16 protein-coding genes and 1 pseudogene are annotated in these 25456 nt (G+C 73.1%); 14 read left to right on the top strand and 3 right to left on the bottom strand.

What is annotated here, in order from left to right:
• The first annotated feature begins 5 nt into the window (after window positions 1-5).
• Window positions 6-1829: an asparagine synthase (glutamine-hydrolyzing) gene (gene asnB, locus BJY14_RS02050; protein WP_179842008.1), complete on the top strand. Its 1824-nt coding sequence runs from the start codon at window positions 6-8 to the stop codon at window positions 1827-1829.
• A 33-nt stretch (window positions 1830-1862) separates the two neighbouring features.
• Here asnB and BJY14_RS02045 read toward each other — a convergent pair whose 3' ends face one another.
• Window positions 1863-3497, bottom strand: coding sequence for an AMP-binding protein (locus BJY14_RS02045; protein ID WP_179842007.1), 1635 nt, complete (start codon window positions 3495-3497; stop codon window positions 1863-1865).
• Between the two features lie 159 nt (window positions 3498-3656).
• Window positions 3657-4196 carry a dihydrofolate reductase family protein gene (locus tag BJY14_RS02040; protein WP_179842006.1) on the bottom strand — a complete coding sequence of 180 codons (540 nt, stop codon included), beginning with the start codon at window positions 4194-4196 and terminating at the stop codon, window positions 3657-3659.
• 125 nt (window positions 4197-4321) lie between these two features.
• Between BJY14_RS02040 and BJY14_RS46295 the strand changes: the two genes are divergently transcribed.
• The 3 genes and pseudogenes from BJY14_RS46295 to BJY14_RS47625 form a co-directional block, all read left to right on the top strand.
• Complete coding sequence (locus BJY14_RS46295; protein WP_179842005.1) at window positions 4322-7177, top strand: ATP-binding protein; 2856 nt, start codon at window positions 4322-4324, stop codon at window positions 7175-7177.
• A gap of 206 nt (window positions 7178-7383) precedes the next feature.
• The gene (locus BJY14_RS02030; RefSeq protein ID WP_179842004.1) at window positions 7384-10272 is read left to right on the top strand and encodes a hypothetical protein; all 2889 of its coding nucleotides are present in this window, start codon (window positions 7384-7386) and stop codon (window positions 10270-10272) included.
• Window positions 10269-11990: pseudogene (locus tag BJY14_RS47625) on the top strand (protein-arginine deiminase family protein); the annotation flags it as partial. The gene BJY14_RS02030 and the pseudogene BJY14_RS47625, both read left to right, overlap by 4 nt.
• An 862-nt stretch (window positions 11991-12852) precedes the next feature.
• Here the strand turns inward: BJY14_RS47625 and BJY14_RS47620 are convergent.
• Window positions 12853-13653, bottom strand: coding sequence for an ABC transporter permease subunit (locus BJY14_RS47620; RefSeq protein WP_376769991.1), 801 nt, complete (start codon window positions 13651-13653; stop codon window positions 12853-12855).
• 32 nt (window positions 13654-13685) lie between these two features.
• On the opposite strand from BJY14_RS47620, the gene BJY14_RS47085 reads away from it, so the two are divergent.
• From BJY14_RS47085 to BJY14_RS01980, 10 genes are all read left to right on the top strand, one after another.
• On the top strand, window positions 13686-14090 hold the full coding sequence (locus tag BJY14_RS47085; protein WP_179842002.1) for a hypothetical protein: 405 nt from the start codon (window positions 13686-13688) through the stop codon (window positions 14088-14090).
• Window positions 14069-14359, top strand: a complete 291-nt coding sequence (locus BJY14_RS02015) for a hypothetical protein (protein ID WP_179842001.1) — start codon at window positions 14069-14071, stop codon at window positions 14357-14359. Before BJY14_RS47085 ends, BJY14_RS02015 begins: the two co-directional genes overlap by 22 nt.
• Window positions 14360-14523: 164 nt before the next feature.
• Window positions 14524-14664 carry a hypothetical protein gene (locus BJY14_RS47080; RefSeq protein WP_312878910.1) on the top strand — a complete coding sequence of 47 codons (141 nt, stop codon included), beginning with the start codon at window positions 14524-14526 and terminating at the stop codon, window positions 14662-14664.
• Window positions 14661-14750 (top strand): K(+)-transporting ATPase subunit F, encoded by a 90-nt coding sequence (gene kdpF / locus BJY14_RS47075; RefSeq protein ID WP_258945708.1) that lies wholly within the window; start codon window positions 14661-14663, stop codon window positions 14748-14750. The genes BJY14_RS47080 and kdpF overlap by 4 nt, the downstream gene beginning before the upstream one ends.
• Window positions 14750-16417, top strand: coding sequence for a potassium-transporting ATPase subunit KdpA (kdpA, locus tag BJY14_RS02005; RefSeq protein ID WP_179841999.1), 1668 nt, complete (start codon window positions 14750-14752; stop codon window positions 16415-16417). The genes kdpF and kdpA overlap by 1 nt, the downstream gene beginning before the upstream one ends.
• Window positions 16417-18576, top strand: a complete 2160-nt coding sequence (kdpB, locus tag BJY14_RS02000) for a potassium-transporting ATPase subunit KdpB (protein ID WP_179841998.1) — start codon at window positions 16417-16419, stop codon at window positions 18574-18576. Before kdpA ends, kdpB begins: the two co-directional genes overlap by 1 nt.
• A gap of 7 nt (window positions 18577-18583) precedes the next feature.
• Complete coding sequence (locus BJY14_RS01995) at window positions 18584-19489, top strand: potassium-transporting ATPase subunit C (protein WP_218905943.1); 906 nt, start codon at window positions 18584-18586, stop codon at window positions 19487-19489.
• Window positions 19486-22077, top strand: coding sequence for an ATP-binding protein (locus BJY14_RS01990; RefSeq protein WP_179841996.1), 2592 nt, complete (start codon window positions 19486-19488; stop codon window positions 22075-22077). The genes BJY14_RS01995 and BJY14_RS01990 overlap by 4 nt, the downstream gene beginning before the upstream one ends.
• A 118-nt stretch (window positions 22078-22195) precedes the next feature.
• Entirely contained in the window at window positions 22196-24769 is a 2574-nt protein-coding gene (locus BJY14_RS01985; RefSeq protein WP_179841995.1) for a sensor histidine kinase, read from the top strand.
• Window positions 24766-25443 carry a response regulator gene (locus BJY14_RS01980; protein ID WP_179841994.1) on the top strand — a complete coding sequence of 226 codons (678 nt, stop codon included), beginning with the start codon at window positions 24766-24768 and terminating at the stop codon, window positions 25441-25443. Before BJY14_RS01985 ends, BJY14_RS01980 begins: the two co-directional genes overlap by 4 nt.
• The last annotated feature ends 13 nt before the right edge of the window (window positions 25444-25456 follow it).

Below are 25456 nucleotides of genomic sequence, written 5' to 3'. Positions count from 1 at the left end.
CGCACGTGTGCGGCATAACCGGATGGGCCGACTGGACGCGGGACCTCTCCCGGGAGGGCTCCGTGGTCACCGCCATGACGCGGACGCAGGCCCCGCGGGGCCCGGACGACGAGGGGACGTGGCTCTCGCGCCACGCCGCCCTGGGCCACCGGCGCCTCGCCGTGATCGACATCGAGGGCGGGCGCCAGCCGATGCCGCGGAGCGGGCGCGCCGGCGAGCCGGTCGTCATCACGTTCAGCGGCGAGATCTACAACTTCCGCGAACTGCGTGCGCAGTTGCGCTCGGCCGGCTGGTCGTTCACCACCCGCTCGGACACCGAAGTGCTGCTGACGGCCTATCTCCAGTGGGGCGCGGATCTCGTCACGCGCCTCAACGGAATGTACGCGTTCGCCATCTGGGATGAGCACGCGCGACAACTGCTTCTGGTAAGGGACCGGCTCGGCATAAAGCCGCTCTACTACGCGAGGCTGGGCGACGGAATCATCTTCGGATCGGAGCCCAAGGCGCTGCTGGCCCATCCCGGCATGACGGCCGAGGTGGACCTGGAGGGCCTCGCCGAGCTGATGGCCGTCCCGCGCGCGAGAACGCCCGGCCACGCCGTCTACCGGGGGATGCGGGAACTCAAACCGGGGTGCCTCGTTGTCGCCGACGCCTCCGGTATCCGCGAGCGCCGGTACTGGCGGTTGGAGGCCCGTCCCCACACCGAGGACTTCCGCACGACGACGGAGGAGGTCCGCTCCCTGCTCACCGACATCGTCAACCGCCAGATCGTGGCGGACGTCCCGGTCGGGACGCTGCTGTCGGGGGGAATCGACTCCAGCGCCATCACGGCCCTCGCCGCGCGTGAGTTCGCGGGGGAGCTGACCAGCTACTCGGTGAGCGTCCCGGCGCCCGCCCGGCCGGGGAGCGACCTCTGGCGGCCCAGCCCCGACGAGCCGTACGCGCGACTGGTCGCCGAACGGCTCGGCCTCAAGCACTCCGTCGTCCAGGTCGGCACCGACAGCCTCGTCGAGGGGATCGACCGCGGCCTGCGGGCGCGCGACCTCCCCGGCTGGGGCGACCTCGACATCTCGATGTACCACCTGTTCCGCGGGGTCCGGGCGGACTGCACGGTCGCCCTGTCGGGAGAGTCCGCCGACGAGATGTTCGGCGGCTACACCTGGCAGGTCGACGACCGGTACGTCCGGCATGCGTCGTTCCCCTGGATGTACGCGCGGCGCCAGCCGCAGTTCCTGCTCCGCGAGGAGGTGAGGCGCGCGATCCGGCCGGACGACTACGAGGCCGACCGCTACCGGGAGGCGCTGGCGGAGGTCCCGCACGTGGACGGCGAGGACCGCACCGGACGCCGGCAGCGGGAGGTCTTCCACCTCGGCCTGACCCGCTGGCTGGGCGCGCTGCTGGACCGCAAGGACCGGATGAGCATGGCCGTCGGCCTCGAGGTCCGGGTCCCCTTCGCCGACCACAGGCTCGCCGAGTACCTGTTCAACGTGCCCGCGGACCTGAAGGCCGACGGGGGGACGGAGAAGGCGCTGCTGCGCCGGGCCTGCGCCGACCTGCTCCCGGAGGAGATCGTCAACAGGCCCAAGAGCGCGTACCCGGCCAGCCGGGACCCCGGCTACGTCGAGACGCTGAAGAACCTGGTGATCGAGATGCTCGACGAGCCGGGGGCCCCGCTCTTCGACCTCATGGACCGGGCGAGGGTCCGCCGGGCGGTCACCTCCGAACTGGACGAGCTGCCCGGCCCGATCACCGCCCGGACCTCCGCGATCGGCCTGTCCTACCTCCTCGAACTGAACCGGTGGCTCACCCGGGTCCGCGTCGTGGCGTGACCCGGCGCGGCCGCCGTCACCGCGCCGCCGCCGTCACCGGGGGGCCGGCTCCGCCCGCGCGTAGCGCCGCCGCAGCTCCTCTTTGCGGATCTTCCCGGTCGCGGTCGTGGGCAGGACCTCCAGCACCTCCAGCCGCCGCGGCCAGTACGCCCTGGTCATCCCCGCCTCGTCCAGCGAACTCTGCAATTCCTCGAGGGTGACCGGGGAGGCCGCGGAGACCGGTGCCACCACCGCGCAGATCGTCTCGTCCTCGTGCTCGTCGGGAAGGCCGATGACCGCGACGTCGCGCACGCCGGGGTGCCGGCCGATGATCGACTCCAGATCGGTGACCGGCGCGATGTTCGCGTTGCGCAGGATCATGTCCTTGGCCCGGCCGGTGATCCGGATTCCGCCGCGGCCGTCGTCGCGGGCCAGGTCGCCGGTGTTGAACCACCCGTCCTCGTCGAGGTCGGCCGCGTACAGCTCGTCCCGCCGGTAGTAGCCGAGGCACTGCGTCGGCCCCCGCACCCACAGCACGCCCTCGCCCCCGGTCCGGTCCGAGACGGGGTCGATCCGCAGCTCCATGTCCGAGATGGGACTGCCGTCGCTGTGGGCGGCCCAGTCCTCCGGGTCGTCCGGACGGGTGATCGTCACCGGTCCGTTCTCGGTCATCCCCCACAGCGAGTACAACCGGAGCCCGAAGACGCTCGCGGTCTCGCCGATGAAGTACGGGGGGATCGGCGCCGAACCGCTGACCAGCCACGCCAGCGCGGGCAGCGGGCGCGGCGCGGACCGCTGCTCCTTGATCAGGCTCAGCAGGTAGAAGGGCGCGCAGTAGAAGAACGTGACCCCGTGCTCGGCCATGAGGTCGAGGGCGGCACCCGGTTCCTTGGCGTCCTGGAACGCCATGGTGCCGCCCAGCGACAGCGGCATCAGCATGCCCTGCACGACACCGGTGTAGTGCGTGTAGAGCGCGGTGGTGTACATGACGAGCGTCTCGTCGAGACCGAAGGTCTCCGCCTCGCCGCGAACGGCGGCGTACAGCGTGTTCTGGCTGTGCAGGACCCCTTTGGGATCGCTCGTGGTGCCCGAGGTGAACAGGACGAGGTACGGGTCGTCGGGGCCGAGTTCCCGCTCGTCGAGCAGGTGGCCGTGCCGCTCCTCCCAGGCGGTCCCGAAGAAGAACGACTCGAAGTCCTCGGTGCCGTCCTGTCCTTGGCCGTCCGCGACGAACACGCGCCCCAGGGACGGCAGCTCGGCGGCGAGCTCGGCCCCCAGTTCACCCAGCCGGTCCCCGTTGTCCTCGGCCATGGTGACGAGGACCTTTGCCTCGGTGACGCGCAGCATGACGTCGAGCTCGCGGCGCCGGTAGGTCTTCATCAGCGGGCAGTACACGACCCCGGCCCGGATGCAGCCGAGCGTGATCGCGGCGAGCTCCCACCGGTCGGTGAGCTGCGCCGCGAACACGTCCCCGGGCCGCAGCCCGAGCTCGACCAGGGCGCCGGCGAACCTGTCGGCGGCGGCGGCGAGCCGCACGTAGTCGAGCCGGTGCGTCCGCCCGTCGGACTGGCGCCGGGTGACCACCGCCGTCTTCTCCGGCCTTTCGCGCACATGCCGCCGGAGGTCGTCGAGAAAGGTCTCGTCCCGCCACCAGCCGCGGTCACGGAAGTTCGCAGGGTTCGGGGTCATGCCTGCACCACCTTCACATCTTCGGAAAGGGTGGACCGGTCCGCGCGGAATTGGAGATCAACATAACCCGGATTCGTTCTCCGTCACACCCCTCGGAAGCCGCGTGCGGCGCGGTGGCCCGTTCACCGGACCACCGCGGCCTGCCGCCGGTGCGCCCGGTCAGTCGCGGTCGCGGACCACGGTGTACCGGTGCTCGACGGACCCGTCGGGGAAGGTGCGGGAGCCGGTGAGCTGAAGGGGGGTGGTGCCGCTCTTGTCCATGGTGAGCCTGAGGCCGTCGCCGAGCAGGACGGGCATGACGACCACGCCGAGTTCGTCGAGCGCGTCGATGTCGCGGAAGGCCTGTATCGTCTGCTGGCCGCCGACCAGGTGCACGTCGCCGGCGAAGTCCGCCTCGCGCATGAGCCGGTGCAGTTCGGCGGGGTCCGAGGCGGACACGACGTCGGCCGGGGTCCCTTCCGGGAGCGGGCCGCCGGTCAGCACGAAGACCCGCAGGTTCGGCCACGGCCAGTGCGACGACCCGACCGCCGGGGCGAAGGTGTTGCGGCCCATGACCACCGCGCCGCAGCCGGCGATGAACTCGGGATGGCCGTGCGAGACGCCGGACTCGAAGTCCGGTGCGGTCAGGATCGTCGGCAGCCCCTCCCGTGACGCGATGAAACCGTCGACGCTGACGGCGATGTGCGTGCGGATGCGCATGAGGTGTGCCTTTCGGTTCGGTGTCCGTCCAGCATCTCGGGCGCGGGGACCCGGCACATTGGGCTGATGCCCCAGGCGAACCGGCATCGGCTCTTTAGATTTCGGGCGCGGGCTATTCTGTGGCCATGGCGAGCCGTTTGGTGAGCCCGGTGCTGGTGGGCAGGGGGCCGGAGCGAGCGGCGCTGCTCGCCGCGCACGGCGAGGCCCGGCACGCGGCGACCCTGGTGCTCGTCGGCGGTGAGGCCGGGATGGGCAAGACCAGGCTGGTCCGGGAGTTCACGTCCGGGCTGGGGTCCTCCGCGCGGACGGTGACGGGCGGGTGCACCGAACTGGGCGTCGACGGGCCGCCCTTCGGCGCCTTCGTGACGGCCCTGCGCCGGCTGGTCCGCGCGATGGGAGTCCCCGCGGCGACGAGCCTGCTTCCGGGCGGCGGCCGTCGCGGGCTGGCCCGGCTGCTGCCGGAGCTGGGCGAGGACGACGGCGACCCGGACCGGACCCTCGGCCGTGCCCGGCTCTTCGAGGAGGTCCTCCTGCTGCTGGAGGGCGGCGCGGCCGACCGGCCGCTGGTCGTGGTGCTGGAGGATCTGCACTGGGCCGACCGGTCGACCGGCGAACTCCTGGCCTTCCTCGCGCAGAACGTCAGCGGGCCCGGCCTGCTGCTGGTCGGGACGTACCGGCCCGACGAGATCATCGCCGCGCACCCGCTGCGGCCGCTGGTCACGCGCGGGGAGAACGTCCACCGCGTCGCGCTGGCCGGGCTGGCCAGGGACGCGGTGGAGCGGCAGGTCGCCGCGCTGCTCGGCCACGAGCCCGACGCGCCGAGGGTGGACCGGATCTTCCGCCGCAGCGGAGGGAACCCGCTGTTCGTCGAGGCCCTGGTGGACGCCGGAGACGCCCCGGCCCGGTCGTTGCGCGAACTGCTGCGGACGGACGTCGAGCGCCTGCCCGAGCCGAGCCGGCGGGTCGTGCACGCGGCCGCGGTGGCCGCCGGGCCCGTGGACCACGCCCTGCTGGCCGCGCTCACCGGGATGGGCGACCTGGAGTTCGAGGACGCGCTGCGGCCGCTCGTGCGCCGCAGGCTCCTGGACGTGGTCGAGGGCGGGTACGCCTTCCGCCGCGACCTGATCCGCGAGGCGGTCTACGAGGGGCTGCTGCCGGGCGAGCGCGTCCGGCTCCACCGGCGCTGCGCCGAGGCGATCAGCGCCGACCGGCGGCTGGTCCCCGCGGACCGCGCGCCCGTCGAGATCGCCGTGCACTGGAACGCGGCCGGCGAGGACGCCCGCGCCGCCGAGGCCGCCTGGCAGGCCGCCGAGTCGGCCCGCCGCGCGTACGCGTACGCGGAGCGCCACCGCATGCTGGACCGCGTCCTGCGGCTGTGGGACCGGTTGCCGGATCTGCCGGAGCGGATCGGCGCCGACCGGGCCACGGTCATGGAGATGGCCGCCGAAGCCTGCCTGAACGCGGGCGAACTGGACGCCGGGATCGCGGTCGCGACCGCCGCGCTGGACGAGTCGCCCGGCCCCGAGCGCACCGCGGCGCTGCTGGAGACGCGGGCGGCGATGCGCGACCGCAACGGCGAGGATCCGCTGCCCGACCTGATGAGGGCCGCCCGCTCGCTCCCGTCGGCCCCGCCCTCCGCGGTGCGCGGCCGGGTGCTGGCCGAGCTGGCCACCGCCGAGCGCAACCACCGACGGCTCGCGCCGGCCAGGGCGTCGGCCGAGGAGGCGCTGGAGATCGGGCGGGGGACCCGCGACCTCGTCGTCCAGGCGAAGGCGCTCGTCACGCTCGCCGCCCTGGCCGCGGCGAACGCGGACCTGGCGGCCGCGAGCGAGCTGTTCGGCCAGGCCGGCGCGGCCGCCTCCGACGCCGGGGCGCATGACACCCGGCTCCTCGTGGCGGTCACCGAGTCGGACGCGCTGGAGGCCGCCGGCGAGCACGCCCGGGCGGCGCAGGTCGCGCAGGAGGGCATGGCCCTCGCGGACGGTCTCGGACTGGCCCGTACCCGCGGCACGCTCCTGGCGCCGAACCTGTCGGAGTCGCTGCTCTCACTCGGCCGCTGGGACGAGGCGAGCGAGGTCAACCGGAACGCGCTGAGTCTGGCGCCGCCGCCGCTCTACCAGGCGTACCTGCGGATCATCCAGGCCACCGTCGACCTCAGGCGGGGGGAGTTCGACCGGGCCGAGGCGGCGGCCGGGCAGGCCAGGGCCGTCATGCGCGGCAACAGCCGCGGGGAGGAGTCGTGCCTGGAACCCGACCTGCTGGAGTGCAGGCTGGCCCGGGCCAGGCAGGACGCGGGCGCGGTGGCCGCGATGATCGGCCACGTCCTCGACGACCACGATCTGCTGGTCAGCCCCCGGTACGGCTGGCCCCTGCTGCTCGCCGCCACGCAGGGCCTGAACGACCACCCGCGCGCCGGGGGCCCGAGGGAGCGGCTGATCACCTGGAGCGGCAAGCTGACGGTCACCGGGCGGCTCCAGCGGGCGTACCGGGCGACGTTCGACGCCGAGACGAGGCAGGACGGCCTCGACGCGTGGCACGAGGCGATAGCGGCGTGGCGCGACCTGGAGCAGCCCCATGCCCTGGCCGAGACCCTGGTCCGCGCCACCCGCGCCGCCCTGTCCGCCCAGGACAGGAAGCAGGCCGCCGTCCTCCTGGCCGAAGCGGCGTCGATCGCGGCCGGCCTGGGCGCCGCGCCCCTGCGCGCCGAGGTCGAGAAGCTGGCCAAGCGGTCCCGCCTGCCCTTCGGCGCGACCGCCTCGCCCGCCCGGCAGGAGGCCCCGGCCGGGCTCACAGGCCGGGAGCTCGAAGTGCTGGAGCTCCTGACGGCCGGTCTGAGCAACCGCCAGATCGGCGAGCGGCTGTTCATCTCCGCCAAGACCGCCGGCGTCCATGTGTCGAACATCCTGGCCAAGCTGGGTGTGACGACCCGTCTGGAAGCCGCCGCGTGGGCCCACCGAACCCGCCTTTTCGACCAGGGATGACCTCCTCCACACGCAGATGAGGGGCGTGCTCGGGGTTTCCCGCAACCGAGTGGCGCGGTCCGGCCACCGAAGGTAGTGGTTTCCACGATGTAGCAAGGCGGCTACTCAGCGCACTCTTCGGTGAGCCGCTCGCAGCCGTCCACCAGAACGGCGGCCGGGAAGACCGTGGAGGAACCTCGATGGCGAGTGAAGGCATATTCCGGTTCATGACCGTGCGCCCTGCGCGCAAGCAGGCGACCCACGCGGGGCTGCCGGTCATGGTCGAGTCGTCCGGGCTGTACCGGCGCCTCGCCGAGGCCGCGGCGGCGGGCGCCGGCAGGGAGGGGCTCCGCGAGATCGCCGGCGACCGGCAGCCGCCGGACGAGGCCGCGCGCGCCGCCGAGCTGGACCTCGCCCCGCTGCGGGCCTGGTTCTACGCGAACGAGAAGAGCACGCTGGAGGAGGCCGACCTGGGCGGCTGCGTCTCGCGTGCCTACGGACTGTCCCTGGACGAGCTCGTCGAGGCCCCGGAGTTCGCCGCGGTCCGGGCGGAGCTGAGCGACCGGCTGCTGGTGGCGGCGCTGCGCGGCGACGCCGCGGGGACCGCGGAGCGGGACCTCCTCGACGCCAAGCTGCTCGGGCTGGCCGCCACGGCCGCGGCGTTCGGGCCGGAGCGGTCACTCGGAGACGTCATCGGCGCCCCGGCGACGCTGCCGGCGTTCTTCGCGCGGCTCCCCACGGCTCGGGCGTCCGTACCGGCGCCGCCCGTCCCGCCGGAAAGCGATGACGAGGCGCGGACGTGGCTTGACGACCTGGGACGCGCGCACCGGGAGCTGCTCCGGCTGGTCCATGACGGCAGGCACCTGGTCTTCTCGTCGGTGACCGCGGCGGCGGTTCCGGGCGCCGCCGCCGAAGCCCCGGAGGCGGCGAGTGCCGAGCCGCAGCTCTCCGCCGACGCCGTGGCGGGGCTCGGCGAGCGGACGCGGGGAGTGCTGGACCGGCTGGGCCTCCTCGCCGGCGACCTGCGGCCGTTCCGCGCGATCCCCGCGATCGAGGCCGAGCTGCACCACGCGGCCGGGCAGGTCGCGGCGGACGTCCGGCCGGGCGGGACCCTGGCCTTCGACGGGGGCGAGATCGACCTGCACCGGTTCCACCGGGCCATGGGCGCCGGGGGCGAGGGGCTCGCCGCCGACCCGCCGCCCGCGCCCCAGCACTCCGCCGCCGGCCTGGCCGACCTGCTGGTGGTGCGGCAGAAGATCAAGGCCTACGAGCTGGGGGAGTTCGCCCACGTCGAGAACATCATGGCGGGGGAGACCCGGGAGCGTTCGACCCGCCGGCTCACCCAGGTGGAGGTGACCACGGAGGACGAGACGGAGACCGAGACCGAGAAGGAGCGGGACCTGCAGTCCACCGAGCGGGACGAGCTGCAGAACGAGGCGGAGAAGCACGTCAAGAGCCAGCTCGACATCGAGGCCGGGCTCCAGGTGAGCGGCAGCTACGGCCCGGCCGCGTCGTTCTCCTCCAGCGTCAAGGCCGGCAGCTCCACCTCGACCGAGGAGTCCCAGCGCAAGGCCTCCTCGTTCAGCCAGGAGGTCACGCAGCGCACGGCGGAGAAGGTGCGCGAGCGCGTCCGCAGCCTTGTCCGGCGGCGGACGCTGGAGGAGTTCGAGGAGACCAACCGGCACGCCTTCAGCAACAACTTCACCAAGCACGTCCGCGGCATCTACCGGTGGCTGAACAAGGTCTACGACGCGCAGGTCTTCAACTACGGCCAGCGGTTCATGTTCGACTTCGTCGTGCCCGAGCCGGCGGCCTACTACCTCTACGGGCTGGTGGAGAACCCGCCGCAGGACAGCGAGCTGGTGAAGCCGCAGGCCCCGGCCACCCCCGACGGGCAGCCGCTGCGACCGTCCTACCTGACCCGCTGGAACTACACCGAGTTCGTCGCCCGGTACCGCGTCGTCAACGCGCCCGCTCCGCCGCCGTCGACCCGCACCGTCACGTTCTCCGACAAGCAGGACGGCACCACCACGACCAACTTCGGCCGCTCCGGCAAGATCGAGATCCCGGAGGGGTACGCGGCCAAGAGCGTGACCGTGCAGGCGACCCACCTGTTCGAGGCCGGCAGCGTGCACAACTTCCACATCGTGATCGGCGGCCAGCTGTACGTCTACACCGACATCTTCGGCGCCAAGAGCGGGACCGCCGCCGCGGAGAAGGAGCTGTCGATCTCGATCGCGGTGACGGCGCTGTGCTGGTCGGTCGGCGTGGACGTGGAGTGCGTCGTCACGCCGGAGGCCGAGGCCCGGTGGCAACAGTCGGTCTACGACGCCGTCATCGCCGCCTACCAGCAGCAGCTCGCGGAGTACAACGAGCGGGCCGCGCAGCGCGAGCTCCAGCGCAGCACCAACCAGCAGTTCGGACGCAACCCGCTGGTCAACCGGCGGGTGGAGCGCGACGAGCTGAAGAAGTGGGTCATCATGATGCTGGCCAAGAAGCCCGACCTGAACCTCGACTCCTTCCAGCCGCCGGTGCCCAAGACCCCGCCCGAGCCGATCCTGGACCTCGACAAGGCCAACGCCAACGGCAAGTTCATCCGGTTCCTGGAGAACGCCTTCGAGTGGCAGAACATGCTCTACGTCTGCTACCCCCACATGTGGGGCCGGCGGGCCCGGTGGATCTCCGCGCTCAACGTCACCGACCCGGACGCCGACTTCGCCGCCTTCCTGCGCGCCGGCGCCGCGCGCGTCCAGGTCCCGGTCCGGCCCGGCTTCGAGAGCGCCGTCGCCTACTTCGTCTACACCGGCAACATCTGGGACGGCAACGACGTGCCGCGGATCGACGACGACCTGTACGTGCCGATCATCGACGAGATCACCACCAACCTCGGCAAGCTCGACAACGGCGTCCCGTACCCGGCGGGATCCAAGCCCTGGGAGGTGGTCGTCCCCACCGACCTGGTGCTGGTCCAGGACGTCTCGGACGTGCCCCCGCTGCGGGACGCGCTGAAGCCCGGCGCTCCGGTGGCGCCGGCGGCCGGGCCGGCCGCCGCCGGGACCGAAGTACCCGGGGACGCTTCCCCCGTCTCCGGGCACGAGGCCGCGAGCGGCCGATGACCGCCTACCGGCTGCACGCCGACTTCGACCGCGACGGCAGGCTCACCGCGCGGCCGGGCGAGTGGGCGCGGCGGCAGGCGCCGCCGGGGGCGCTGGTCCGCGCCAACCTGGACAGCGACGCCCGGCGGCTGCCCACGGCGGTCACCCCCGGCGAGCCCGTCCGGCTGGACCGCGAGCTTCCGGTGAAGACGGCCGGGGACGACGAACCGGCCGGCCTCCTCGTCGAGGAGGTCACCGCGGCCCCGGGACCGCTTTTCGTCGTGCTGCGGGGCGCCGACGCCCTGCGGTGCGCGGTGGTCGACGCCACCGGCCGGCGGCTCGCCGGGGCCGGGACGGGCGACCGGGTCCGCTTCCGCCTGCCCGTCGCCCCGTTCCCCCGCAGGCTCGCGCTGGAGGCGGTGGACCTGCCGGCCGCGCCGTCGGCCGCCACGGTGCTCAGCGGACCGGCCCCGGCGCTCCCGGGCGGCCGGGTCACGGTCTGGCTGGAGCGCGACGACCCCGCCGGCACCGTGGTCGAGGACGAGGTGCTGTTCACCCTGTCCCCGCTCGTCCTGATCGGGAACGCGGGCGCGCTGGAACGGCTCTACATGTGCCAGGTCACCGCGGACGATCCGGCCAGGCCGCTGGACGACAACGGTCCCGCCGTCGCCGAGGTGCGGGCCGCGCTCCAGCCGCTCGGCGTGGCGCCGACCCTCATCCCGATGGAGGCGCACGGCGGCGACAGCTGGATCCAGGACCAGTACCAGCTCGCCTTCACCGAGACGCCGGACGGCCCGCTGCGCGTGCTCCTCCACACGCCGCGCACCCGTTCCGACGCCGCCCGGGGAGTCGTCGCGCCCAATCTGGGCTCGGTGGTCACCGGCCATTTCCCGAGCCGGAACCTCGGGGTCTGCCAGTCGTTCTGGGACAGGGAGCTGACCATCACCTCCCCGGACGGCACGACCGGGCGGCTCGGCTTCGCCGGCAGCGACCGCGCCCTGGTGATCATGATCCGGGTGAAGATGCTGCGCCGGCAGCTGATGGAGTCCATCGCGCGGATCGGCACCGACGTCGAGCTGAACACGACCGTGGCGCTGTTCGGGGACGCGACAGTCGAGTTCTTCCGCGCCCGCAACGAGCTGTCCGCGCTGGCCGGCCGGTTGAAGCAGGTCGCCAGGTCGGCGGCCGAACGTCCGGACTCGCCCTGGTTCAAGCAGCACGACAGGCTCGGCCGGCTCGTCCAGAACGCCGAGAAGCAGGTCGAGGACGTCAGGCGGGAGATCCCGGTCCCGCAGGGCGCGCCCCAGCTCCGGCTGCGGCTGCCCGCCGTGGGCAGGTTGCCGCAGCAGGAGTTCCTGATGTCCGAGGCGGAGGTGGGGCGGCTGGAGAAGCGCCTCCAGCAGTGGCACTCCAGCCACAACTTCGGCGGCAACATCGAGGTCGGGCCGCCGCACGCCAAGGCCCCGGCCGGTGTGGTGGTCGTCGGCAACCAGACCACACCGCAGCCGGACGGGTCCACCGCCACCGACATGGACCCCGAGCTGCTGGCCTTCCTGCGCGGGCAGGCGCAGGGCCGCCAGCGGACGCTGGAGGTCGACACCAGCTGGCTCGACGTCGGCCACGTCGACGAGGTGCTCGCGTTCGTCCCCGACCTTCGCGACCCGCAGAGCCAGAAGGGCGCCGTGCTGCGATCCTCGCCGTTCGTCGCGCTCCGCCTGATCGAGGCCGCGCGGCAGGAGTTCATGGCGGGCCTGTCGCCCGGCGAGCTGACGCGGTACAAGAACTGGCTGCCCACGCCCCGCACCCGCCTCACCTACGAGGGCGCGAACCCGGTCACCCATCTGCTCCGCGGCATGCAGTGGCTGCACCAGCACGAGAAGGGGCAGCTCCTGCCGATCGAGCCGCCGGAGATCTACCTGTCGATGGCGGCGCTGTACCGGGTCCTCATCGGCCCGATCCAGAACTCCCCGCTCCCGCTGCCCGACTCGCCCTGGCGGCCCTCCACCCCCTCGCTGCCGGCCGGCATCTCGATCTTCGAGCTGGACCACTTCCGCGACGGCACCAACGAGGACCTGGAGGACCCCGAACCGGCCGGCCCCCGGACGGGCCCGGACGGCGCGTCCATCCCGGCGAAGGGGCAGCTCACCGAGACCGAGGAGAAGCTCACCACCGAGTACGGCGCGATCCCCATCCTCAAGCTCCCGGTCGTCTTCGACGACCGGTCGGCCCTCGCCGAGCAGACCGCCGCCTTCACCCCGAACCTGGCGAACCTCCAGGTCGCCGCCCCCTGGCTGCTGGTCCCGCGGCCGCACGGCCCGCGGATGGACGTCGAGGCGGCCGTCCGGGTGCTGCGCGCGGTGGCCGAGCAGGTCGGGGACGTGAAGGCGGCGCGGTTCACCCCGCAGTGGCTGCGCTCCCGCGGACTCGACCGCACGGTCCACTGGGCGCGTCCCGGCTCGATAGCGGGCGAGCTCGCCGGGGACGACGCCGAGAAGCTGACCTCCGCGTTCCGCGACGGCTGGCCCAAGGACAGCGATCGCGGGGAGATCCGGCAGGAGATCGTCCGGGCCAACCCCGGCGCGTTCGACTCGCGGGGCTTCCTCAGGGGAAGTGCCTGGCGGAAGCTGCAGATCCCCGAGCGCAAGGTCGACCTCTTCGAAGCCTGGACCGAGGCCGTCGCCGACCGGATCGGCTACCGGGTGAGCTGGGTGGAGGCCTGGTACTACCACGTCCGCCTGGGGTCCATCCACTGCGGGACCAACGTGCTGCGCAGCGCCCCCACCGGGCTCCAATGGTGGCGCTGAGGCCGGTGGGAGGCGCGATCAGCGGCCGAGGTCGCGGCGGCCGAACCGCCAGGCCCATCACGGCCGCGTCGGCGAGCCGGAAGCCGTTCAGGGCGTAGGCCAGCACGCCCGCCCCGGCGGTCACGCCGAAGACGAACGCGCGACCTCTCCCGGTGGCCGCGCCGAGAGCGGTGGATAGGGCGCCGAAGACGAGGGCCAGCAGTGCCAGGTTGAGGGTCTGGGCGGCGAAGCCGGAGAAGGCGACGGAGTCCGGTCCGGCGCCGGTGCGGACGGCGAGCATCGCTGGCAGCACCGCGCCGGCGATCGCGACGGCTCCGGCCGCGAGGGCGGCGAAGCGGTGCAGCAGCAGGCGGGTGCGTCCGATCGGATGGGCCAGCAGCAGGTCCAGGTAGCCGGACTCCTCGTCGGCGGAGATCATGCGGGCGCCGGTGGCCGCGCCGTAGAAGGTGGCCAGCAGCGGGACGAGCAGCCCGAACACCGCGCCCTGGAGGTAGCCGGCGGCCGAGGTCGGGTCGTCGAAGCCGAACCCGCTCATGGCCTCGGGCACGTCACCGGCCGCGTCCGTGCTGACCTGCGGGTAGAAGCCGGCGTACGCCATGGCGAGCAGGCCGGTTGTCGAAGAGCGTCCTGGTGAACATCGAACGGCTGAACGCGCGGGCGGGGCCGGAGGCTCCGGGCAGTGCGGCGAACTCGGCGTCCCGCACCGGGGCGGCGAAGCCGATCCGCACCCGCAGTGAGGAGCGGGCGCGCAGGCCGGCGACGGTCGCCGGTGGCGACGAGCCTGCCCTGGCGGATGATGGCGACCCGGTCGGCGACGGCCTCCACCTCGCTCATGATGTGGCTGGACATGAACATGGTCTGCCCGGCGTCGCGGGCCTCGGCCACCATCTCCAGGAACATCTGCTGCATCAGGGGGTCCAGGCCGGAGGTGGGCTCGTCCAGGATCAGCAGTTCGGGGTCGTGCATGAACGCCTGGACCAGGCCGACCTTCTGCAGTGTCCGGGGCGATCAAGATGCTGTCCACGGTCGGGCTGATCGAACGCGTTCCCGCGCCGGGCAGCCGCCGGGAGCACTACCGGCTCCGCGAGGGCGCCTGGGCCACGCTGATGTCCACGCAGAACGGGCTGATCCAGGCCATGTTCGAGGCCGACGAGCAGGGCATCGCCGCCGCCGGTCACGACAGCCTCGCCGCGCGCCGCCTCGAGGAGATGCGCGACTTCTACGGCTTCATGTTCCGCGAGCTGCCCGCCCTGGTCGACCGCTGGCGGGCCGAGCGGGCTCCCCGGCGGGCGCAGGGCCGGTAAACCCCGGGACGGGGGAACGGGCGCCTTCGACGGACGCGCGAATCCGTTCGGCGTTAAAGAAGCGTTAAGCACCGCGTCGTTGCGCTAAGAACGCGTCAACGACCTGGGGAGATGCCGGGAAAGTGCCGTTAACTGCCTGATGCACCCCCGAAGCGGGTGCGGGTGTGACGAGCACCCGGCGCTCCATGGCGGCCGCGCGCCGCCCTCCAAGGAACCGAGAGATGTCAGATCTGGCGTTCATCCTGCTCACGGTGGCGGTCTTCGCCGTGTTCGCACTGGTCGTGAAGGCGGTCGAGCGACTGTGACCGTAGAGAACGGAATCGGACTGGCGCTGGCCGTCCTGCTGGTCGCCTTCCTGGTCGCGGCCCTTCTTTTCCCGGAGCGTTTCTAGTGAGCCCCACGGTCGCCGGGGTCCTTTTCCTCGGCTCTCTCCTGCTCGCCCTCGCTCTGTCGCACAGGCCATTGGGCGACTACATGTACAGGGTCTATTCCGGGACGCGGCATTCGCGCGTGGAGCGCGTGCTCTACCGGCTGGTCGGGGTCGATCCCGAGGCCGAGCAGAGGTGGAGCGTCTACGCGCGCAGCGTCCTGGCCTTCTCCGCCGTCAGCGTGCTGTTCCTCTACGGCTTCCAGCGCCTGCAGAACCACCTGCTCCTCAGCCTGGGATTCGACCCGGTCAAGCCCGACCAGGCCTGGAACACCGCCGTCAGCTTCGTGACCAACACCAACTGGCAGTCGTACTCGGGCGAGTCGACGATGGGCCACCTAGTGCAGATGGCCGGGCTCGCGGTGCAGAACTTCGTCTCCGCCGCCGTCGGCATGGCCGTGGCCGTCGCTCTGGTGCGCGGATTCGCGCGCCGCAGGAGCGACCATCTCGGCAACTTCTGGGTCGACCTGACCAGGGGATCGCTGCGGGTCCTGCTGCCCATCGCCTTCGTCGGCGCCGTCGTGCTGGTGTCCGGCGGCCTGGTGCAGAACTTCTGGGATCCCGCGCACCACACCGTGGACACGATCGCCGGGGGCGCCCAGACGCTGACGGGCGGCCCGGTGGCGTCCCAGGAGGCGATCAAGGAACTCGGGACGAACGGCGGAGGCTTCTACAACGCCAACTCCTCGCACCCCTTCGAGAACGCCGCGGCGTGGACGAACTGGCTGGAGATCTTTCTGATCCTGGTCATCCCGTTCGCGCTGACCCGGACCTTCGGCCGCATGGTCGGCCAGCCGCGGCAGGGGTATGCGATCGCGGCGGTCATGGCCCTCCTCGCCCTGGTGAGCGTCTCGCTCACGATGATCTTCCAGGGCCTGCACCACGGCACGGTGCCGACCGCGGCCGGCGCGGCGACGGAGGGCACCGAAGCGCGTTTCGGGGTGCTGAACTCGGCGGTGTTCGCCGCGGCGACCACGCTGACCTCGACCGGCGCCGTGGACTCCTTCCACGACTCCTACACCAGCCTCGGCGGCATGATGACGCTGTTCAACATGATGCTCGGCGAGGTGGCGCCCGGCGGCGTGGGCGCGGGCCTGTACGGGATGCTGGTCCTCGCCGTGATCACGGTGTTCGTGGCGGGGCTGATGGTGGGCCGCACGCCCGAGTACCTGGGCAAGCGGATCGGGTCCCGGGAGATCAAGTTCGCCGCGCTGTACTTCCTGGTCACGCCCGCGCTCGTGCTGACCGGGAGCGCCGCGGCGATGGCGACCGGGAGCGGCCGCGCGGGTCTGCTGAACTCCGGGCCGCATGGACTGTCGGAGGTCCTGTACGCGTTCACCTCCGCCTCCAACAACAACGGCTCGGCGTTCGCCGGCCTCACGGTCAGCACGGTCTGGTACGACACGGCGCTCGGCCTGTGCATGGCCTTCGGCCGGTTCCTGCCGATCATCTTCGTGCTCGCCCTGGCCGGCTCGCTGGCCCGCCAGGGGCGCACCCCCGAATCGGACGGCACCCTGCCCACGCACCGGCCCCAGTTCGTCGGGCTGGTCGCGGGCGTCACCGTCGTCCTCGTCGCGCTGACGTTCCTGCCCGCGCTCGCGCTCGGGCCGCTGGCAGAAGGAATCCACTGATGACCACGACGCAGACCGCGCGGGTCCCCGCGCAGTCACCCGCCCCCGAACCCTCGGGCCGCGTCCAGGGCGGCCTGCTCGACCCGCGGCAGATGCTGCGGTCCCTGCCGGACGCGCTCCGGAAACTGGACCCCCGGACGCTGTGGCGGAACCCGGTGATGCTGATCGTCGAGGTCGGCGCCGTGTGGTCCACGGTGCTGGCGGTCACCGCTCCGACGTGGTTCGCCTGGCTCGTCGTCGGCTGGCTGTGGCTCACGGTGGTCTTCGCCAACCTGGCGGAGGCGGTGGCCGAGGGCCGCGGCAAGGCCCAGGCGGACACGCTCCGGCGGGCCAAGCGGGACATGACGGCCCGGCGCCTGGTCGGCTGGCGGCCCGCGGCGGTGGACGTGCGGGAGGAGCCGGTTCCCGCGCCCCGACTCGTGCGGGGCGACATCGTGGTCGTCGAGGCCGGGGAGATCATCCCGGCGGACGGCGACGTCGTGGACGGCATCGCGAGCGTGGACGAGTCGGCGATCACGGGGGAGTCGGCCCCGGTGATCCGGGAGTCGGGCGGGGACCGCTCGGCGGTGACGGGCGGGACGAAGGTGCTGTCGGACCGCATCGTGGTGCGGGTGACCCAGCGGCCCGGCGAGAGCTTCATCGACCGGATGATCGCGCTGGTGGAGGGATCGAGCCGGCAGAAGACGCCGAACGAGATCGCGCTGAACATCCTGCTCGCCGCGCTGACGCTGATCTTCCTGCTCGCCACCGCGACGCTCCAGCCCCTGGCGATCTACTCCAAGGACACCAGTCCCGGAGTGCCGGACTCGCCGGCCCTGGGCGCGGACGGGGTCACCGGGATCGTGCTGGTGTCGCTGCTGGTGTGCCTGATCCCGACGACGATCGGGGCGCTGCTCAGCGCCATCGGCATCGCCGGGATGGACCGTCTCGTGCAGCGCAACGTGCTGGCGATGTCGGGGCGCGCGGTGGAGGCCGCGGGCGATGTCAACACCCTGTTGCTGGACAAGACCGGCACCATCACCCTCGGGAACCGGCAGGCGGCCGAGTTCCTTCCGCTCGCCGGGGTGCCGGAGGCGGAACTGGCCGACGCTGCGCAGCTGTCCAGCCTCGCCGACGAGACGCCCGAGGGCCGTTCGGTGGTCGTCCTGGCCAAGCAGCGGTACGGACTCCGCGAGCGCACGCCCGGGGAGCTCTCCCACGCCGAGTGGGTGCCGTTCACCGCCCAGACCCGCATGTCGGGCGTCGACCTGGACGAGGGGACGAAGCGGTCGCTGCGCAAGGGCGCGGCCGGAGCGGTCACCGACTGGGTCCGCAAGCAGGGCGGCGCCGTGCCGCCCATGCTCGGCCAGATCGTGGACGGCATCTCCGCTTCCGGCGGGACACCGCTCGTGGTCGGCGAGTCCTCTGGCGGAGGGGCGCGCGTCCTGGGCGTGATCCACCTCAAGGACGTGGTCAAGCAGGGCATGCGGGAGCGGTTCGCCGCGATGCGGGCGATGGGCATCCGCACCGTCATGATCACCGGTGACAACCCGCTGACCGCCAAGGCGATCGCCGACGAGGCGGGCGTGGACGACTTCCTCGCCGAGGCCAGGCCCGAGGACAAACTCGCCCTGATCAAGAAGGAGCAGGAGGGCGGGCGCCTCGTCGCCATGACCGGGGACGGCACCAACGATGCCCCTGCGCTGGCCCAGGCCGACGTCGGCGTCGCCATGAACACCGGCACCTCCGCCGCCAAGGAGGCCGGGAACATGGTCGACCTGGACTCCGATCCCACCAAGCTCATCGAGATCGTCCAGATCGGCAAGCAGTTGCTGATCACGCGCGGTGCGCTGACCACGTTCTCCATCGCCAACGACCTCGCCAAGTACTTCGCGATCATCCCGGCGCTGTTCGTGACGCTCTTCCCCGGTCTGGACGCGCTCAACATCATGCGCCTGGCCAGCCCGCAGTCGGCGATCCTGTCGGCCGTGGTGTTCAACGCGCTGGTCATCGTCGCGCTGATCCCGCTGGCGCTGCGCGGTGTCAAGTACCGGCCGAGCAACGCGTCCCGGCTGCTGTCGCGCAACCTCGGCGTCTACGGCCTCGGCGGCATCGTCGCGCCGTTCGCCGGCATCAAGCTCATCGACCTCATCGTCCAGTTCCTTCCGGGGATGTCCTGACATGCGTATGCCCACCTGGATCCGCCAGCACGTGGCCGCGGTCCGAGCCCTGCTGGTTCTCACCGTCGTGCTCGGCGTCGCCTACCCGCTCGCCGTCTTCGGGGTCGCCCAGCTCCCAGGGCTGAAGGGCCGGGCCGACGGGAGCATCGTGAAGACCGCCGACGGCAGGGCGGCGGGCAGCGCCCTCATCGGCCAGTCCTTCACCGGCAAGGACGGGAACCCGCTCAGGCAGTACTTCCAGAGCCGTCCCTCCGAAGCCGGGAACGGCTACGACCCGACCTCGACGGCCGCGAGCAACCTCGGGCCCGAGGACGTCCTCGACACCCTCGCCGACCCGGCGGCCGGAGCCGAGGCCGAGCAGAGCCTCCTCACCCGGGTCTGCTCCCGGAGCAAGGCCGTCGGCGACCTGGAAGGCGTGGACGGCGCGCGGCCCTACTGCACCCCCGACGGGGTGGGAGCGGTGCTCAAGGTGTTCGGGACGCGGGCGCCCGACGGCACCGTCCCGAAGCCCTCCAGGGTGGTCAGCGCCAACCAGGCCTGCCCCGCCGCACCCTTCGTCACCGTCTACGAGGGGGTCCGGGTCGAGTGCGCCAGGCCGGGCGAGGACCTCGCCGCGGGCCTGACCGTCCCGGTCAGGGGGAACGCGCCCGCGAAACCGGAGGTGCCGGCCGACGCCGTCACCGCGAGCGGCAGCGGCCTGGACCCGCACATCACGCCCGCGTACGCGAGGCTCCAGGCGCCGCGGGTCGCGCGGGCGCGCGGCGTCTCCGAGGCGCGCGTGCTGGCGGCCGTCCGGCACAACGAGACCGGCCGCGCGCTCGGGTTCATGGGGGAGCCGGTGGTCAACGTCGTCCGCCTCAACCTCGAACTGGACCGCGACCACCCGTCCGGCGCCGGGAGGGGCCGACCATGACGCGCGGGCGGCTCCGCGTCTACCTGGGGGCCGCCCCGGGCGTGGGCAAGACGTACGCGATGCTCGCCGAGGCGCACCGGCGGCGGGCCCGCGGCACCGACGTCGTCGTGGGGTACGTGGAGACGCACGGCCGGCCGCTGACCGTGGAGCGGCTCGCCGGGCTGGAGTCGCTGCCCCGCAGGACGATGGAGTATCGCGGGACGGCGTTCACCGAGCTCGACACCGGGGCGGTGATCGCCCGCCGCCCGCGGGTCGTGCTGGTCGACGAGCTGGCCCACACCAACGTGCCCGGATCCCGCCACGCCAAGCGCTGGCAGGACGTCGAGGAGATCCTGGAGGCGGGGATCGACGTCATCTCCACCGTCAACGTCCAGCATCTGGAGTCGGTGAACGACGTCGTCGAGCAGATCACCGGCGTGCCTCAGCGCGAGACCGTCCCGGACGAGGTCGTCCGCCGCGCCGACCAGGTCGAACTCGTCGACATGACGCCCGAGGCGCTGCGGCGCAGGATGGCGCACGGCAACGTGTACGCCCCCGAGAAGGTCGACGCCGCGCTCGGCAACTACTTCCGCGTCGGCAACCTGACCGCGCTGCGGGAGCTGGCGCTGCTGTGGCTGGCCGGCAAGGTCGACGACCAGCTCGACCGCTACCGCGCCGACCACGAGATCCACGGCACCTGGGAGGCGCGGGAACGCGTCGTGGTCGCGCTCACCGGCGGCCCCGAAGGCGACACGCTCGTCCGCAGGGCCGCCCGCATCGCCGACCGCACCAAGGGCGCCGACCTGCTGGCCGTCCACGTCCTCCCCGGCGACGGCCTCACCGGCACCGACCCCGCGCACCTCGTGCGGCAGAGGGCCCTCGTGGAGAACCTGGGCGGCACCTACCACCAGGTCGTCGGCGACGACATCCCGACCGGCCTGCTGGACTTCGCCCGGGGAGTCAACGCGACCCAGCTGGTGCTGGGCGCCTCCCGCCGGGGCCGGATCGCGCAGCTGTTCTCCCGGGGCGTCGGCGTGACGACGACCGCCCACTCCGGCCCCATCGACGTCCATCTCGTCACGCACGAGGAGGTCAGCAAGGGGCGCCGGGCCCGGCCGTCGCGCGGCGGCCTCACCCGGCGGCGGCGCACGGCGGGCTTCGTGCTCGCCGCCGTGCTCCTCCCGCTGCTCACCCTGGTGCTCCACCACCTGCGGGGGGAGTTCTCCCTGCCCAGCGACATCCTGCTGTTCCTCGTCGCGGTCATCGGGGTCGCGCTGGTCGGCGGCCTGTACCCCGCGCTCTTCACGGCGGTGTCCGGGTCCCTCCTGCTGAACTACTACTTCACGCCGCCGCTCGACCGGTTCACGATCTCCGAGCAGGAGAACCTGCTGGCCCTGGTGGTGTACGTCGTCGTGGCCGCGGCCGTCAGCGCCGTGGTCGACCTGAACTACCGGCGCAGCAGGGAGGCGTCCCGGACCCGGACCGAGGCCGAGGTCCTGTCCGCGCTCGCGGGCGGGGTGCTGCGCGGCCAGAGCACGCCGCGCGACATCCTGGAGGACCTGCGGCGGACCTTCGGCCTCACGGCGGTGACCCTGCTGGAGCGCGGGCCGGGGGACGCCGGGGCGCTGGGAATGCACAGCGACCCGGACCGCTGGCGCGTCGCGTCGACGGCCGGGGGCCCGCCCTGCACCGCCCCGAAGGCGGGCGAGACCGAGATCCCGATCGACGACGGCCTCGTCCTGGTGCTGCGCGGCCGGACGCTGCGGGCCGAGGACCGCCGGGTGCTGGAGGCCTTCGCCGCGCACGCCGCGGTCGCGCTGCGGCAGCAGAGGCTCGCCGCCGAGGCCGAGCAGGCGCGCCCGCTGGCCGAGGCCGACCGGATCCGCACCGCCCTGCTGAACGCCGTCAGCCACGACCTGCGGACGCCGCTGTCCTCGGCGAAGGCGGCGGTGGACAGCCTGCGCAGCCCCGACGTCACCTGGATCGAGGAGGACCGGGACGAACTGGTCGACACCGCCGCCGAGTCCCTGGCCCGGCTCGACCGGCTGGTGGCCAACCTTCTCGACATGAGCCGCCTGCAGGCCGGCGTGCTCGGCGTCCTCCCGCGCCTCCTGGCGGTCGAGGACGTCGTGCCGCGCGCCGTGTCCTCACTCGAACACCTCGACGCGAGCGGCGTGCGCGTCCGGATCTCCGGGGGGCTGCCCGTCGTGTCGGCGGATCCGGCCCTGCTCGAACGGGTGCTGGCGAACCTCGTCGCCAACGCCGTCCGCCACAACCCGCCCGGGGAGCCCGTCACGGTCACCGCGAGCGCTCATGCGGACCGGGTCGAGCTGCGCGTGATCGACCGCGGGCCCGGCATCCCCGTGTCCGAGAGGGACGCGGTCTTCACGCCCTTCCAGCGGCTGGGCGACCGCGACAACAGCACCGGCGTCGGGCTGGGGCTGGCGCTGTCACGGGGGCTGACCGAGGCGATGGGCGGCACCCTCCTGCCCGAGGAGACCCCGGGCGGCGGGCTGACCATGGTGGTCACCCTGCGGACCGCCCGGTCGCTCGTGCCGGGACCGCATCGCAGCGGCCTCGGAGAATACGAAGAGCCCGGCGGCCGTTAAGAAAACGTCAATTCCTGATCCGCGGACGCGGACCGCACAGGGGCGCTCACCAGGCTTTGCTAGATTTCGCCACGCCCCATAAAGGGACGATTCAGGCGAGGGGGAGGCGGCGCTCGGCATGGGCAGGCGGGGCACATGGCGGATCTATCTGGGCGCGGCGCCCGGGGTCGGCAAGACCTACGCCATGCTGAACGAGGGGCGGCGGCGCGCCGGGCGCGGCACGGACGTGGTCGTCGGGCTCGTGGAGACCCACGGCCGCTCCCGGACGGCCGAGCAGATCGGCGACCTGGAGGTCGTCCCGGCCCGCCGGACGCTCCACCGGGGATCGCGGTTCACCGAGATGGACGTGGACGCCCTGCTGGCCCGCCGTCCCGAGGTCGCGCTGGTCGACGAGCCCGCCCACGCCAACGCCCCGGGAAGCCGCAACGCCCGGCGGTGGCAGGACATCGAGGAACTCCTGCGGGCGGGCATCGACGTGATCTCCACCCTCAACATCCAGCACCTGGAGTCGCTCAGCGACGTGGTGGAGGGCATCACCGGGGTCCGGCAGAGCGAGACCGTCCCGGACGCGGTCGTCCGGCGGGCCGACCAGATCGAGCTGGTCGACATGACCGCCGAGGCGCTGCGGCGGAGGCTCGCGCACGGGAACGTCCACGCGCCGGACGAGACCGGCGCCGCGCCGGCCGGCTACTTCAGGACGGGCACCCTCAGCGCCCTCCGCGAGCTGGCGCTGCTGTGGGTGGCCGACCGCGTCGACGAGGGCCTGGCCCGTTACCGCGGCCGGCACGGCATCACCGAGCCCTGGGAGGCGCGCGAGCGCATCGTGGTGGCGCTCGGCGGCGGCCCGGAGGGCGACGCGCTGATCCGCCGCGCGGCCCGCATGGGCGCCCGGGCCGGGCGCGCGGACCTCCTCGCCGTCCGGGTGGTGCGCAGCGGCGGCCTCGACGAGGGCTCCGCGGCCGCACTCGCGGGCCAGCGCGCCCTGGTGGAGAGCCTGAACGGGACGTTCCACCAGGTGGTGGGCGACGACGTGGCGACGGCCCTGCTGGAGTTCGCCCGCGGCGTCGACGCCACGCAGCTCGTCGTGGGGGCCGGGCGCCGCCCCGGCCGGCGGCGGATGTTCGCGACCGGCATCGGGACCGCCCTGGTCAGGGAGTCCGGTGACTTCGACGTCCACATCGTCGGCCACGAGCGCGCCGGGAGGCGCCCCGGCATCACCCGCGCGGGCGGCCCGGCGCTGAGCCGCCGGCGCAGAGGGACGGGATGGGCGCTCGCCGTCGCCGGGCCCCCGGCACTGACCGGCCTGCTGGCCGGGACGGGCCTGGAGTTCGGCCTGGTCACCGACATCCTGTTCTACCTGGTGCTGACCGTCGGGGTCGCCCTCGCGGGCGGGCTGTGGCCGGCCGTGGCCGCCGCGGTGCTGGGCAGCCTGCTGGCCAACTGGTTCTTCACGCCGCCCTTCCGCACGCTGACCATCGGCGACCGCGACAACGCCCTCGCGCTGGTGATCTTCGTCGGGGTGGCGGTGGCGGTCGCCTCGGTGGTCGACCTGGCCGCGCGCCGCTCCCGGCAGGCGGCGCAGAGCAGCGCGGAGGCCGAGACCCTGAGCATGCTGGCGACCAGCGTGCTGCGCGGCGAGAAGGCGCTGCCCGCCCTGCTGGAACGGATCCGCGAGACCTTCGGCGTGGCCTCGGTCGCGCTGCTGGAGAGGACGGGCGACGGCTGGACGGTGCTGGGGGCGACCGGCTCCGATCCGTGCCTCGACCCCGACCGTGCCGACGCGCAGGCCAGGGTCGGCGCGGGCGAGGGCGCGGACCGGGGCGGCGAGACGGTGCTGGCCCTGCGCGGACGCGTCCTGCCCGCCGCCGACCGCCGGGTGCTGTCGGCGTTCGCGTCCCAGGCCGCCGCCGCGCTGGAGTGGCGGCGGCTGGCCGAGGAGGCGGGGCGGGCGCGGCGGCTCGCCGAGGGCAACAAGATCCGTACCGCCCTGCTCGCCGCGGTGTCCCACGACCTGCGCACCCCGCTCGCCTCGATCAAGGCCGGCGTGAGCAGCCTGCGCCAGACCGACGTCGACTGGGATCCCGAGGACGAGGCCGAACTGCTGGCCACCGTCGAGGAGTCGGCCGACAGGCTCGACGGCCTCATCGGCAACCTGCTCGACATGAGCCGGCTGCAGACGGGCGTCGTCTCCCCGCTGACCCAGCCCGTCTCGCTGGAACAGGTGGTGCCGCCCGTCCTGCGGGGCGTGCCGCGCGACCGCGTCGAGGTGGACGTCCCCGAGACGCTCCCGCCGGTGCTGGCCGACCCCGGGCTGCTGGAACGCGCGCTGGCCAACGTGGTCGAGAACGCCGTCCGGCACAGCACCGGCCCCGTCACCCTGTCGGCCGGCGAGCTGCGCGCGGACCGGCGGCTCGAACGGGTCGAGATCAGGGTCGCGGACCGGGGCCCCGGAGTGCCGGAGGCCGCCAAGGAGCAGATCTTCGCGCCGTTCCAGCGCCTCGGGGACTCTCCCCGCGGCACCGGGGTGGGGCTGGGCCTGGCCGTGGCCCGGGGCTTCACCGAGGCGATGGGCGGCACCCTGCGGGCCGAGGACACCCCGGGGGGCGGCCTCACCATGCTCTTCGCGCTGCCGGCCGCCGGCGCGCGCGGGGACGGGCCCGCATCCGGCGGCGAGAGCGGGGGAGCACGGTGACGCGGATACTTCTCGTCGAGGACGAGCGGCAGCTCGTCCGGGCGCTGCGCATCAACCTGAGGACGCGCGGCTACGAGGTGGACACCGCGCCCGACGGCCGCACCGCCCTGGACCTGGCCGCCCAGCGCAGGCCGGACGTGGTGGTGCTCGACCTCGGGCTGCCGGACATGGACGGCGTCGAGGTGATCCAGGCGCTGCGCGGCCGGCTGAACGTCCCCATCATCGTGCTCTCCGCGAGGCACGCCTCCGAGGAGAAGGTCCGGGCCCTGGACACGGGAGCCGACGACTACGTCACCAAGCCGTTCGGCATGGACGAGCTCCTGGCCCGGTTGCGCGCGGCGGTCCGGCGGGCCGCCCCGGCCGAGCAGGCCGCCGCCGTGGTGGAGACCGAGGCCTTCACGATCGACCTCGGGGCCAAGCGGGTGACCCGGGCGGGCCGGGAGATCCGCCTGACGCCCACCGAGTGGAACATCCTGGAGGTGCTGGTCCGCAGTCCCGGCGCCCTCGTCGGCCAGCGGCGGCTCCTCCACGAGGTGTGGGGCCCCGCCTACGACAAGGAGACGAACTACCTGCGCGTCTACCTCGCCCACCTGCGCCGCAAGCTGGAACCCGACCCGGCCCGCCCCCGCCACCTGATCACCGAGCCGGGCATGGGCTACCGCTTCGAACCCTGACCCGGGACCTCCC

This window comes from Actinomadura luteofluorescens, assembly GCF_013409365.1.
GTDB lineage: Bacteria > Actinomycetota > Actinomycetes > Streptosporangiales > Streptosporangiaceae > Spirillospora > Spirillospora luteofluorescens.
This window is presented reverse-complemented; position numbering and strand designations above follow the sequence as displayed.